This window comes from Massilia sp. (assembly GCF_046293535.1).
Lineage (GTDB): Bacteria > Pseudomonadota > Gammaproteobacteria > Burkholderiales > Burkholderiaceae_D > Telluria.
Genome location: NZ_JBKBOV010000012.1, coordinates 1 through 13337, shown reverse-complemented (window position 1 = coordinate 13337; position 13337 = coordinate 1). Strand labels below are relative to the sequence as shown.

The window sequence follows — 13337 nt, the reverse complement described above, 5'->3', positions numbered from 1 at the left end:
CCGGGAACCTCTACCGCGCAAGCGCCCGCCGCTCCGGCGTCCCCGTGGTCACGAAGCGCTCCAGGGTCTGCTGCATCTGCATCGAGATGCCCGCGAAGCTGCACCCCACCTGCACCTGTTCGCCCAGCAGGAAGGTGCGGAAGGGCCGCAGCAGGCGCACTTCGAGGTCGGCGGTGAGGACCAGGTTCGGTCCCAGCTGCAGGCGCACGCCTTCCAGCTTCTTCCCCACGTGCAGTCCGAAGCATTGTTCGGGCGTCGCGCGCAGCCCCACGCCCCCTTGCGAGAAGTCGTACAGGGGCAGTTCCATCTCGGCTCCCTTGATGCGGAAGCTGGCCAGGTAATGGACGCCCACCGGGGTCTCGACGCGGCGCGCGGCGCGCCGGTTCAGCACGAGGCAAGCGGGCGGGAATTCGGCCGCGACGTGCAGCTTGTTGTCGGGCAGCGGCTTCCAGGACTGGTCGAGGTCGAACTGCAGCTTGGCGTTGCCGCCGAGCGAAGCCACCAGGGTGGCCTTGCCGGCGGGCGGGCGCTCGCTGCCGCTGAAGTCGATGACGAAATGCGGCAGCTCCGGGTCGACCGACTCGATGCGCGCCATCAGCGGCTCGATCCAGCCGGCCGGGAACACCGTGACCGGTTCGCCCGACAGGGACAGCGCGCTCAAGGCCTCGCCGATATCGAAAGGATCGCGCATTTCGTGCGGCGCGGCGGTGCTGCCGATGCGGCTGAGCGCGTCGGTCGGCCTCGGCGGGCCCTTGCGATCGATGGGAGCGGCGGTTTCGTTCACGGCAGCGGTTCCTTGCGAGATTGCTTCAAGATGCGCGACAAGCCGGTTGGTTGTCGCGCCCGTCAAGTATAAGCCCAGATCTACCGCTATTGCAATTTAGCAAGCAAAGATAGCGTTTTTACACCGCTCAGATTTCCAGGTTGTCGATCAGGCGCGTGTTGCCCAGCTTGGCTGCCGCCAGCACGACCAGTTCGGCGCCGGCCTCCAGGTCGGCGATGCCGGGAGCCTGCAGGTCGATGCGCTTGCGGATCGAGACATAGTCCGGCTTCCAGCCGCGCGCGGCCAGGAAGTCCATGGCCTGGCGTTCGACCCCGGCGACGTCGCGGCTGCCCGCGCGCATCGCCTCGGCCACCGCGTTCAGTTGCTGGTACAGCGCCGGGGCCTCGGCCCGCTCCTCGCTCGAGAGGTAGCCGTTGCGCGAGGACAGGGCCAGGCCGTCCTCGGCGCGGAAGGTCTCGGCGCCGATGATCTCGGTGGGCAGGGCGAACTGGCGCGCCATGTTACGCACGATCATCAGTTGCTGGTAATCCTTCTTGCCGAACACGGCCACGCGCGGCTGGACGCAGGAGAACAGCTTGGTCACCACGGTGCAGACGCCATCGAAGAAACCGGGACGGAACTCGCCTTCCAGGGTATTGCCCAGGCCTTCGGGCGGACGCACGCGGTATTCCTGCGGTTCCGGGTACATGTCCTTCTCGGTCGGCGCGAACAGCACGTAGACGCCTTCCTTTTCCAGCTTGGCCACGTCGTCCTGGAAGGTGCGCGGGTACTTGTCGAAATCCTCGTTCGGGCCGAACTGCAAACGATTGACGAAGATGGACGCCACCACCGGGTCGCCGTGCCGGCGCGCCAGGCGCATCAGCGACAGGTGGCCTTCATGCAGGTTGCCCATCGTCGGCACGAAGGCGGTGCGCAGCTGGCCGCGCAGCTGGTCGCGCAGTTCGTCGATGGAGGAAATGATTTTCATGGGGGTAACGGAATAGGAATAAAGTAACCGGCTCTTCAAGCCGGGGAATAGGCCAGGCGCACATAAATCGGCGCAAAGGGTTCGGCCTGCGTGATCTCGATCAAGGTTTCCTTCGCCAGTTCAAGCATGGCGACAAAGTGTACAACCACGATCGGAATCGTGTGCCGGCCTGCGAACAATTCGGAGAATTCGACGAAGCGCTGCGACTGCAGGGTGCGCAGGATGGCCGACATGTGCTCGCGCACGGAGAGTTCCTGGCGGCCGATCCGGTGGTGCTGGGTCAGCTTGGCGCGGCGCATCACGTCCAGCCAGGCGCGCTGCAGGTCCCAGGGGTCGACGTCGGGCAGCACCGGGGCCAGGCCCTGTTCGACGAACAACTGGGGGCGCAGGAAATCGCGGCCTTCCTGGGGCAGGGCGCCGAGCGCCAGCGCGGCGGCCTTGATCTGCTCGTAGTCCAGCAGCCGGCGCACCAGTTCCGCGCGCGGGTCGCCGACGTCCTCGACCAGGTCTTCGTGTCGTTTGGGGAGCAACATCCTCGACTTGATCTCGATCAGCATCGCGGCCATGAGCAGGTACTCGGCCGCCAGTTCCAGGTTGCGCTGGCGGATCTGCTCGACGTACTCCAGGTACTGCAGGGTCACCTGCGCCATCGGGATGTCGAGGATGTTGAAGTTCTGCTTGCGGATCAGGTACAGCAGCAGGTCGAGGGGGCCCTCGAAGGCGTCGAGGAAGACCTCGAGCGCATCCGGCGGAATGTACAGGTCGTTGGGCAGGCGCATCAAGGGCTCGCCGTACAGGCGAGCGATGGCCGCCTCGGCTGCGTCAGCCGCTGCGTTCAGGTGCGCGTCGTCGGGTGGCTGGGGCGCCCCGTCCTGCGACGGATCGGCCGGCGCATCCTGCGCGGCCTGCTCTGGCAGCATGGGGGCGCTTCCTCAGCCTCAGACCTTGGTCTGGTACGGGTAGGCGTTCTGGCGCAGGCGCGACTGCTTGATGCGCTCCTGCTCGTCCAACGACAGCGGGGACTTGTCCCACAGCAGGGCGCGGCCTTCCACCTGGCGCTCTTCCATGCCCGGGGTCTTGGCCTTCAGTTCCTTGATGAACTTGGTGTGCTCGGATTCGTACAGCGAGTGTTGTTTCTTGAAAAACATGATTTCCAGAGAGAAGTGAGAAACGTGCGGGACAGATTCTTCTGCCCCGGCGCGTGCGCGTCAAGTTTACTTGTGCAGTTCGTTCAACTGGCGGGCAATGATGTCGTGGTTGAGCCACAGCACCGGTGCGATCTTTTCCGACGCGCCATGGAACATCAGCGGGCCGGCGCCTTCCAGTACCAGACTGGAGAGGTGGTCGGTGATCAGCGCCTTCTTGTCCTTGTGCAGGTTGGTGATGGCTTCCGAGGTGCCGATCATGACTTCGGCCAGTTCCGGGGTATTGTCCATCGGCCAGGCGGCGAAGTTGCGGAAGTGGGCGCTGGTGGCGTCGTTGTTGTAGCCCTCGATGGTGTCGAGCAGCGACTGCAGCGAGGTGCCTTCGCCCAGCAGGTCCTGGCAGATCTGCCATTGCTGGTCGGCCCATGCGCCGCCGCCTTCCTTCTTCAGGGCGAGCAGCAGCGGGAACAGCGACAGTTCGACGCCGACGAAAATGTCCGAGGAGTTGGTGCGGATTTCCGGGCAGTTGAACACGGTGGCGTAGACGCCCTGGTTCCATGCTGCCTGGGCGATCGACTCCAGGCGCATCTTGGCGTAGCCCTGGGTGTAGTTGGTGTAGGTCTGCCAGGTGTATTCGCCGCCGATCAGGATCTCGGTGCCGTGGTAGCCGTAGGCGGTGTAGCGCACTTCGCCGCCGGCGCGGGTCACGCGCTCGCGGATCGGGCTCGACGCGTCGATCAGGTACTTGAGGGTGTTGGCGGTGACTTCGTCGAAGTTCATCAGGATCAGCTTGCCCAGGTCGCTGTCCAGCAGGGCGCGCGAGGATTCGAAGCGCTCGCCGCGGCCTTTGTAGATGCGGTTGGCGATGGCCAGGAAGGCCTTGATCTTCGGGATGCCGCCGGCCATGGTGTGGGCGAAGAAGACGTTGGCGCCTTCCGGGATCAGCTTGTCGATCTCCGCCATCGCCTGGGCGGCGCTGCTGGTGAAGCGGCGCACGCCGGCTTCGCGGCAGCGCTCGATCTTTTCCCAGTCCAGCTTGTCGTCCTGCCAGGTCTTGAGCTTCACGTCCGCCAGCATCTCGGTCGGGTTCTGCTCGCCTTCCGGAGCGTCCATGTCGAAACCGGCCATCAGCGGCACGTTGATGATCTTGCCGCCGAGCTTCTCTTCCGCCTCAAGATGCTCTTCCGCGGTCAGGGCGCGCAGGGCGCCGGACTCGTCGCGGCGGCCGACGGTGATGCCGACGATGCTCATGCCGGCATTGCGCGCCTCGTCGATCAGGCCGTTCACATAGCCGCGGCCGAACAGTTCGCCGAACAGGACGAAGACGTCGCCCTTGCGGAACACGTTGGCTTGTGGGATGTGGCGGAGAGGAGTGAATTCGGTCATCTTATTATCTACCTATCTTGTATGGTCTGAAGAAGGCCTGCCGGCAAGGCCTGTGCAAGCGCGAGTTTCAGAAGAACACGCCATTATAACGCTGGGAATCCGCGTGGGTTTGATTTTGGCGGTTTGGGGCAGGGGTGGAGAGCTGGGGTTCCCGCCTGCGCGGGAGCGACGGTTTTCAAGCCGAGGGCGCAAACAAGTGCCCGTAGCCTGCTTGCTTGGCACGTCGCTCCCGCGAAGGCGGGAGCCCAATGTAGATGCGTAAGCTTAGCGAATCCGCATGCCCGGCTGGGCGCCCGGCATCGGATCGAGCAGGTACAGCCCCGGATTCGCCTTCTCGTCCGCGGCGGACGCACACAGCACCATGCCTTCCGACACGCCGAACTTCATCTTGCGCGGCGCCAGGTTGGCGACCATCACGGTCAGCTTGCCGATCAGGTCTTCCGGCTTGTAGGCCGACTTGATGCCCGAGAACACGTTGCGGTAGCGGCCTTCGCCGACGTCCAGGGTCAGGCGCAGCAGCTTGCCGGCGCCTTCGACGTGTTCGCAGTTGACGATTTTCGCCACGCGCAGGTCGACCTTCAGGAAATCGTCGATCGAGATTTCCGGCGCCAGTTCTTCGATGTCGCCGCCCGCCGGGGCGTCGGCGGCAGGCGCTGCGGCTTCCACTGCTGCCGGGGCGGAGGCCGGAGCGGGTGCCGCCGGCGCCGCGGGCTTGTCGAACAGGTTCTCGACCATCTTCGCATCCACGCGCTGCATCAGGTGGCTGTAGGCGCCGATGCTGCGGCCCAGCATGGTTTCATACACGGCGGCGCCATGGGTATCAAGCCAGCTCAGCTCGCTGTCGCCCAGGAACTCGGTAACGCGCGCGGCCACCTGCGGCAGCACCGGCGAGAGCATGATGGTCAGCTGGCGGAACAGGATCAGCGCGGTGGTGCAGACGTCGTGCAGTTCGGCGGTCTTGCTCTCGTCCTTGGCCAGCAGCCAGGGCTTGTTCTCGTCCACGTACTGGTTGACGATGTCGGTGATTTCCATGATCTCGCGCATCGCGCGGCCGTACTCGCGCGCCTCGAAAGCGGCGGCGATGCTGGCCTGGCGCTCGGCGCCCTCGTTCATCAGGGCCTTGCAGATCCAGTCCTTGGCCTTATCCGACAGGGAATCGGCCAGCTTGCCCTCGAAACGCTTGGCGATGAAGCCGGCGCAGCGGCTGGCGATGTTGATGTACTTGCCGATCAGGTCGCTGTTCACGCGGGCGACGAAGTCTTCGCCGTTGAAGTCCAGGTCTTCGACCTTGCTGTTGAGCTTGAAGGCCAGGTAGTAGCGCAGCCATTCCGGGTTCATGCCCAGTTCGAGGTAGCGCAGCGGCGAAATGCCGGTGCCGCGCGACTTCGACATCTTCTCGTTGTTGACGGTGAGGTGGCCGTGCACCGCGACCTTCAGCTTGTCGATGATCGGGTGCTGCGAGAAGTTCAGCATCGCCGGCCAGAACAGCAGGTGGAAGGACACGATGTCCTTGCCGATGAAGTGGACCTGCTCGGCTTGCGGGTCGTTCAGGAAGGCCTCGTAGTCGATGCCCTTCTTGCCGAAGTAATTCTTCAGCGAGGCCAGGTAGCCGACCGGCGCGTCCAGCCACACATAGAAGAACTTGCCCAGCGCATCGGGAATCGGGATGCCGAAGTAGGGCGCGTCACGCGAGATGTCCCAGTCGGCCAGCTTCTCGCCGGATTCGCCCAGCCATTCCGAGACCTTGTTGACCATTTCCGGCTGCAGGCGGCCCGGGGTGTTCAGCCATTCCTTGAGGAAGGCGAAGCAGCGCGGGTCGGACAGCTTGAAGAAGTACTGTTCCGAGGGCTTGAGGATCGGGGTCGAACCGGTGAAGACCGAGAACGGGTTGATCAGTTCGGTCGGCTGGTAGGCGGCGCCGCAGACTTCGCAGTTGTCGCCGTACTGGTCCTTGGCGTGGCAGGTCGGGCACTCGCCCTTGATGTTGCGGTCGGCCAGGAACATGCCCTTGACCGGGTCGTAGAAGCGGTCGACGGTCTTGGTGACGATCAGGCCTTCGTCGCGCAGCTTGCGGTAGATGTCCTGCGACAGTTCGACGTTTTCCGGCGAATCGGTGGAATACCAGTTGTCGAACGCGATATGGAAGCCGTCCAGGTATTGCGGCCGGCCGGCGGCGATCTTGGCCACGAATTCCTGCGGGGTGATGCCTTCCTTTTCCGCCGCGATCATGATCGGGGTGCCGTGGGTGTCGTCGGCGCAGACGAAGTGCACCTGGCGCTGCTGTCCGTTCTCGCGCTGCATTCGCTGGAACCGGACCCAGATGTCGGCCTGGATGTATTCCATCATGTGGCCGATGTGGAAGGCAGCGTTGGCGTAGGGCAGGGCAGTGGTGACGAACAGCTTGCGGGTCATGGTCGAAGCGCTTCAGGTTTGTGAAAAGAAGCATTTTAACAGCGGAAGGCAGGCCATGCGCAGCGGCCGGCGCCGGGTTTGCCAAAGCAACAAGAAGCGCGCGGCATTTTGCGCTACACTTCGCCCCTATAACCTGGAGAAACACATGAGCATCACTGAGAACGATGTCAAGACAGCACTGTCGGCGGTCATCGATCCTAACACCGGGAAGGATTTCGTCGCTTCCAAGTCGATCAAGAACATCAAGCTCGACGGCGCGAACGTCTCCTTCGACGTCGAGCTGGGCTATCCGGCGGCCAGCCAGGTCGCCGGCATCCGCGACAGCGTGGTCGCGGGCGTGAAGGCGCTGCCGGGCGTGGGCGACGTGACGGCCAGGGTCCATAGCAAGATCCTGTCGCACGCGGTCCAGCGCGGCCTGAAGGTCATGCCGAACGTGAAGAACATCATCGCGGTCGCCTCGGGCAAGGGCGGGGTGGGCAAATCGACCACCGCCGTCAACCTGGCCCTGGCCCTGGCGGCCGAGGGCGCCAGCGTCGGCATCCTGGATGCGGATATTTACGGCCCTTCGCAGCCGATGATGCTGGGGATTAACGCCCGTCCCGAGAGCCGCGACGGCAAGACCATGGAGCCGCTCGAGAACCACGGCGTGCAGGTGTCCTCGATCGGCTTCATGATCGATCCGGACGAGCCGATGGTCTGGCGCGGCCCGATGGTCACCGGCGCGCTCCAGCAGCTGCTCGAGCAGACCAACTGGCGCGAGCTCGACTACCTGATCGTCGACATGCCGCCGGGCACCGGCGACATCCAGCTGACCCTGTCGCAGAAGGTGCCGGTCACCGGCGCCGTGATCGTCACCACCCCGCAGGACATCGCCCTGCTGGACGCGCGCAAGGGCCTCAAGATGTTCGAGAAGGTCGGCATCCCGATCATCGGCGTGGTCGAGAACATGAGCACCCACATCTGCTCCAATTGCGGCCACCACGAGGAGATCTTCGGGGCCGGCGGCGGCGAGAAGATGTGCCGCGACTTCGGCGTCGACTTCCTCGGCAAGCTGCCGCTGAACCTGTCGATCCGCGAGCAGACCGATTCCGGCCGCCCGACCGTGGTGGCCGATCCGGACGGTCCGGTCGCCGCCGTGTACAAGGAGATCGCGCGCAAGGTCGCCGTCAAGGTCGCCGAGAAGGCCAAGGACATGGCCAGCAAGTTCCCGAGCATCGTCGTCAAGAACGACTGATTTTTTACCATCTGGTAAAAAACGATGCGATTGTCGAGCATCCGCGAGCGCCTGGCCCTGCTGGGCGCCCTGCCTCTGCACCAGCAGCGCGTGCTGCGCGACTGGGTGCAGGGCGCCGCGCACGAGCACGGACGCCGTCCGGCCTCCGATTTCCTGCCCAAGGCGGTGCGCGCGGCCCTGCCCGAGCTGGATGCCGAGCTGGCCGGCCTGGCGCGGCTGGTGTCCAGCCATCCGGGCGAGGATGGTTCCGAACGCCTGCTGGTCGGGCTGCAGGACGGCCAGATGGTCGAATCGGTGCTGCTGCCGCGCGACGGCGTGTGCGTCTCGAGCCAGGTCGGCTGCGCGGTCGGCTGCGCTTTTTGCATGACCGGCCGAGATGGCCTGCTGCGCCAGGTGACGAGCGGCGAGATCGTGGCCCAGGTGGTGCTGGCGCGTTCGCGCCGGCCGGTGAAGAAGGTGGTCTTCATGGGCATGGGCGAACCGGCCCATAACCTCGACAACGTGCTGGAAGCGATCGAACTGCTCGGCACCGAGGCCGGCATCGCGCACAAGAACCTGGTGTTTTCCACCGTGGGCGACCCGCGCGCCTTCGAGCGCCTGGAAGGGGGGCGCGTGAAGCCGGCGCTGGCATTGTCGCTGCACACCACCAAGCCCCTGCTGCGCGCCGAACTGCTGCCGCGCGCCCCGCGCCTGGCGCCCTCGGCGCTGGTCGAGCACGGCGAGCGCTATGCGCGCCTCACCGGCTACCCGATCCAGTACCAGTGGACCCTGCTCGAGGGCGTGAACGACGGGCCTGATGAGATGGATGGCATCGTGGCGCTCCTGCGCGGCAAATACGCCATCCTCAACATGATCCCGTATAACACGGTGCCCGAACTGGCCTACCGCAGGCCGAGTTGGGAACGCGCGCGCCAGATCGCCGCGCACCTGCACGCGCGCGGCGTGCTGACCAAGCTGCGCGATTCGGCCGGACAGGACGTCGACGCCGGCTGCGGCCAGTTGCGCGCGCGGGCAGGGCGCACGATCGCCTTGCGCCGCGCATGACTGCCGCGCAGCGCTGTCTCAGAGGTCTTTGCCGGGCTTTGCCGCATTCCTGCTCTTGACGGCGCCGGCGACCGAGGTCGACAGGGCGGCCAGCACGAGTGCGCATGGTCCGGTTTTCATGTGTTCTCCGATGAGCTGTTGACTGCAGCGCTATTTCGACAAGCTCATCAGCGGTGGTTCCGCTTCAAGTATTGCTAATTATCAAAAGCAATGACGGGCAGGCACCCGGCCGACGGCGCCAGCTACGCGCATTTCCACCGACTTTCTGTTTGAAAATAAAGTTCACAGGAATCTTCCTGCCTACACTCGGGATTTGGGTGTGGCGCATTGGGATGCTTGATGAGCGAGGACAGAGACCAGCGGTGGCGCGGGCGTTACCTGGACGCGGCGCACCTGTTCGTACCGAGCAGGCTGCGCCAGGATGCGACCCTGCTCGCGCGTGCCGAGAACGTGGTCAATGCGGCCTTGATGGCGGCCACGGCCGGCCCGCTGTACGCGCTGGCCTACTGGCTGCTCGGCCTGAAGCTGGCGGCCGCCGAGATCCTGGCCTGCTGCCTGGTGATGCTGATGCTGATGGCCCCGCCCGTGCTGCGCCTGACCGGCAGTATTGCCGCGGCGCGCGAACTGTTCCTGTGCGCGCTGTTCTTCAATTTCACCTGGCTGACCTGGCACCTGGGCGGCATCCATGCGCCCACCGCCAGCTGGCTGATCACGGCGCCGGTGGTGGCGATGTTCCTGGGCGGCGTGGCCAGCGGCGTGTTCTGGCTGGCGGTGAGCTGCGCCGCGGCAGCGACGATCTGGGCCCTGCCGGCCTTCGGCCGCGCGCCGCCGCTCGCGCCCAGCATCGACATGCCGCTGCTGCACCTGATCTGCAACCTGGGCCTGTATGTGGTGGTGCTGGTGTTCGTGCTGCTGTTCGAGCTGACCAAGACCGAAGGCTTCGTCAAGCTGCAGCGCGCCCTGGCCACCATCAACGAACTGGCGATCCGCGACGAACTCACCGGCAGCCACAACCGCCGCTTCCTGCTCGGCCTGATCGACCGCGAAAAGGAACGCGCCGACCGCAATGGCCGACCGTTCTGCCTGTGCCTGTTCGATATCGATTTCTTCAAGCGCATCAACGACACCTATGGGCACGCGGCCGGTGACCTGGTGCTGCGCCGCTTCGCCGAGGCGGTGCAGGAGCAGGTGCGCGGCACCGACGCTTTCGGGCGCTACGGCGGCGAAGAGTTCCTCCTGATGCTGCCCGAGACCCCGGCGCCGGATGCGTTGGTGCTGGCCGAGCGGGTGCGGCGCGTGATCGCCGGCCTGCGCTTGCGCGGCGAGGAAACGGGCGGCAGCGAGATCGGCCTGACGGTATCGGCCGGCGTGGCCGAATACCGCCTCGGCGAGGCCGTGGCCCATGCCATCGCGCGCGCCGACGAGGCCCTGTACGTGGCCAAGTCCCTCGGGCGCAACCGGGTGCAGTGCCACGACGAGGATGAGCGCCTGCCGGTGGCGCCCAAGCCGGCAATGGAGCAGGGCGGGGCGCAAGCCGCGGGCGGCAGCTCGACGCCCAGTGCCGGACGTCTGCTCGACGGTGCGCAGTGCGACCAGCTCACCGGCCTGCTCAACCGGAACCTGCTGCGCGACCGGCTGCGCCACGCCATGGACCGCGCCAACCGCAACCGCCGCCTGGTGGCGCTGCTGCTCCTGAACATCAACGGTTTCAAGGAGATCAACGACGAATTCGGCTACGAGGCCGGCGACGAGTTGCTGGCGCAGGCGGGAAGCGCGATCCGGCGCTGCCTGCGCGACTCCGACACGGTGGCGCGCTGGGGCGGCGACGAATTCGTCGCGCTGCTGGAAGACCTGGGCTTCGAATCCGACGCCCAGGTGGTGGCCGAGAAGATCCTCGACCGCTTCGGCCTGCCCGTGCGCGTGGCGGGGCGCGATTGCTTCGTCACGCTGGCGGTGGGCGTGGCCCTGTACCCGGCGACCGACTGCGACCTCGATGCCCTGCTCAAGCGCGCCGACATCGCCATGCGCGGCGCCAAGCGCCTGGGCGAGAACAGCGTCCAGGTCTATTCCGGCGACACGGTGCAGCCGCAGAGCGAGCGCCTGGCCCTCAAGAACGGCCTGCGCGAGGCCCTCGCGCAGGGCCAGCTGTTCCTGGAATACCAGCCGCAGATCGACCTGGCCACCAGGCGCGTGGTCGGGGTCGAGGCGCTGCTGCGCTGGCAGCATCCGGTGTACGGGCGGGTGGCGCCCAGCCGCTTCATCCCGCTGGCCGAGGAGACCGGCATGATCGTCCCGATCGGCGACTGGGCGCTGCGCACCGCCTGCCTGCAGAACCGCGCCTGGCGCGCCAGCGGGCTCCCCGAGATCAAGACCGCGGTCAACCTGTCGGCGCGCCAGCTCAAGGAGCCTGGACTGCCGGCGCGGGTGCTGGCGATCCTGCACGAGACCGGGATGCCGGCGCGCTGCCTCGACCTCGAGATCACCGAGGGCATGCTGATCGAAGACCTGGCCGGGAACTGCGCCCTGATGAGCGGCCTGCGCCAGGCCGGCGTGCTGGTCTCGATCGACGACTTCGGCACCGGCTATTCGAGCCTGAATTACCTGTCCGAACTGCCGGTCGACATCCTGAAGATGGATGGCCTGTTCGTGCGCCGGCTGGGCGCGGCCGGCGCCGCTGCCTCGGGCGCCGGCGCGGGCAAGCCCGGCGCGCGCTCGTTCGCGATCGCCGAGGCCATCGTGTCGATGGCGCACCGGCTCGGCCTGAACGTGATCGCCGAGGCGGTCGAGACGCCCGAGCAGTTGGCCGACCTGTGCGCGATGGGATGCGACTGCGCCCAGGGTTATTACTTCGCGCGCCCGCTGCCGCCCGCCGAGGTGGCGGCGCTGCTGGCGCGCCAGGTCGAGGCCGCGCCCCTGGTGCCGGCCTGAAGTCCCTTCTTGATCGCTTGTCCGCTCATCTCTTGTACCGGAGGATGCCGTGCTGAATGAACCGATTCCCTTTGACCCCGCCCATGACCTCGACGCGCTGGCCGCCTCGGGCGCGCTGGGCGGCAACGTCGCCCTGTTCCGCCAGCCGCGCGGACGCGACCTGCTGCGCCGCGCGGCCCCGCTCGAGGAGTGGTGCGCGCTGCGCGCCCGCCACGGCGTCTGGCCCTATGGCCGCACCCTCGACGGCCCGCCGGCGCCGATGGCCACCGTGGAAGGCGACGGCCTGGCGGCCCGGCAGGGCATCAACTTCGCCTCGCAGGACTACCTGTCGCTGGCGGCCCACCCGGCCGTGCTCGACGCGGCCATGCGCGTGCTGGCCGAATGCGGGCCGCACAGCGCCGGCTCGGCCATCCTGCTGGGGAACAGCCGCTATTCCGGCCTGCTCGAGGAGGCCATCGGCGCGCTGCTGGCCTGCCAGCACGTGACCCTGTTCCCGACCGGCTGGGGCGCGGCCTTCGGCGCCGTGACGGCCCTGGTGCACGGCAGCGACCACGTCCTGATCGACGCGCTGGCGCATGCCTCGCTGCGCCAGGGAGCGCAGGCGGCCACCCGCAACGTCTCGGCGTTCCGCCACAACGACTGCGACCACCTGCGCGAACTGCTGGCCGGGATCCGCGCCGTGGATGCCGGCGGCGCGATCCTGGTGGTGACCGAGGGCCTGTTCAGCATGGATGCCGACAGTCCCGACCTGCCCCTGATGCAGTACCTGTGCCGCGAGTACGGCGCCACCCTGCTGGTGGACGTCGCCCACGACCTCGGGGCGATGGGGCCGGGCGGCACCGGCGCGATCGGCGCCCAGGGCATGCTGGGTAGGATCGACATCGTGATGGGCGCGTTTTCCAAGACCTTCGCCTCGAACGGCGGTTTCGTCGCCTGCCTTGAGCCCAGCGTGCGGCGCCAATTGCAGCTGTTCGCGGGACCGCACATGTTTTCCAACGCGCTCTCGCCGGTGCAGGCGGCCACGGTGCTGGAATGCCTGCGCATTGCCACCAGCACTGAGGGCGAACGGCTGCGCGCGGATCTGATGCGCAACGCCGTCGAGCTGCGTGCCCTGCTGCACGAAGAAGGCATGCGCTGCATCGGCAGCGCCTCGCCGATCGTTCCGCTGCTGCTGGGTTCGGAGTCGGCCACGCGGGTGGCCGGCATGCTGCTGGCGCGCGAGCAGGTGTTCGTCAATCCGATGGAGTTCCCCGGCGTGCCCCTCGGCGCGGCGCGCCTGCGCCTGCAGTTGATGGCGCGCCATACGCCGGCCCAGATCCGGACCGCCGCGCGCAAGCTGGGCGCGGCGGTGCGGCGCGCGCTCGAGGCGCCGCGTCCGGCGCTGCGGCCGTCCGACCAGGGCTGAGGCGGCGCGCGGCAGGGCGGCCAGGCGCGCGT

10 protein-coding genes are annotated in these 13337 nt (G+C 66.8%); 4 read left to right on the top strand and 6 right to left on the bottom strand.

Annotated elements, in window-relative coordinates; all coding sequences use genetic code 11:
• Positions 1-10: 10 nt before the first annotated feature.
• From ACK4S9_RS09020 to metG, 6 genes are all read right to left on the bottom strand, one after another.
• On the bottom strand, positions 11-784 hold the full coding sequence (locus ACK4S9_RS09020) for a flagellar brake protein (protein WP_409724432.1): 774 nt from the start codon (positions 782-784) through the stop codon (positions 11-13).
• Between the two features lie 127 nt (positions 785-911).
• Complete coding sequence (gene panC, locus ACK4S9_RS09015) at positions 912-1751, bottom strand: pantoate--beta-alanine ligase (RefSeq protein ID WP_409724429.1); 840 nt, start codon at positions 1749-1751, stop codon at positions 912-914.
• Positions 1752-1786: 35 nt separating this feature from the next.
• The gene (locus tag ACK4S9_RS09010; protein WP_409724427.1) at positions 1787-2671 is read right to left on the bottom strand and encodes a segregation and condensation protein A; all 885 of its coding nucleotides are present in this window, start codon (positions 2669-2671) and stop codon (positions 1787-1789) included.
• A gap of 18 nt (positions 2672-2689) precedes the next feature.
• Positions 2690-2899: a DUF3460 family protein gene (locus tag ACK4S9_RS09005; RefSeq protein ID WP_409724425.1), complete on the bottom strand. Its 210-nt coding sequence runs from the start codon at positions 2897-2899 to the stop codon at positions 2690-2692.
• A gap of 66 nt (positions 2900-2965) precedes the next feature.
• A complete protein-coding gene (locus tag ACK4S9_RS09000; RefSeq protein ID WP_409724422.1) occupies positions 2966-4282 on the bottom strand; it encodes an enoyl-acyl carrier protein reductase FabMG in 1317 nt (438 codons plus the stop codon).
• A gap of 264 nt (positions 4283-4546) precedes the next feature.
• Entirely contained in the window at positions 4547-6694 is a 2148-nt protein-coding gene (gene metG, locus ACK4S9_RS08995; RefSeq protein ID WP_409724420.1) for a methionine--tRNA ligase, read from the bottom strand.
• Positions 6695-6839: 145 nt separating this feature from the next.
• Here metG and apbC point away from each other — a divergent pair, with 145 nt between their 5' ends.
• The 4 genes from apbC to ACK4S9_RS08975 all read left to right on the top strand — a co-directional run bounded on the left by apbC (position 6840) and on the right by ACK4S9_RS08975 (position 13305).
• Positions 6840-7928, top strand: a complete 1089-nt coding sequence (gene apbC, locus ACK4S9_RS08990) for an iron-sulfur cluster carrier protein ApbC (RefSeq protein WP_409724417.1) — start codon at positions 6840-6842, stop codon at positions 7926-7928.
• Between the two features lie 24 nt (positions 7929-7952).
• Positions 7953-8972 carry an RNA methyltransferase gene (locus ACK4S9_RS08985; protein WP_409724415.1) on the top strand — a complete coding sequence of 340 codons (1020 nt, stop codon included), beginning with the start codon at positions 7953-7955 and terminating at the stop codon, positions 8970-8972.
• 339 nt (positions 8973-9311) lie between these two features.
• The gene (locus tag ACK4S9_RS08980; RefSeq protein ID WP_409724412.1) at positions 9312-11900 is read left to right on the top strand and encodes a putative bifunctional diguanylate cyclase/phosphodiesterase; all 2589 of its coding nucleotides are present in this window, start codon (positions 9312-9314) and stop codon (positions 11898-11900) included.
• A 49-nt stretch (positions 11901-11949) separates the two neighbouring features.
• Positions 11950-13305 carry an aminotransferase class I/II-fold pyridoxal phosphate-dependent enzyme gene (locus ACK4S9_RS08975; protein ID WP_409724410.1) on the top strand — a complete coding sequence of 452 codons (1356 nt, stop codon included), beginning with the start codon at positions 11950-11952 and terminating at the stop codon, positions 13303-13305.
• The last annotated feature ends 32 nt before the right edge of the window (positions 13306-13337 follow it).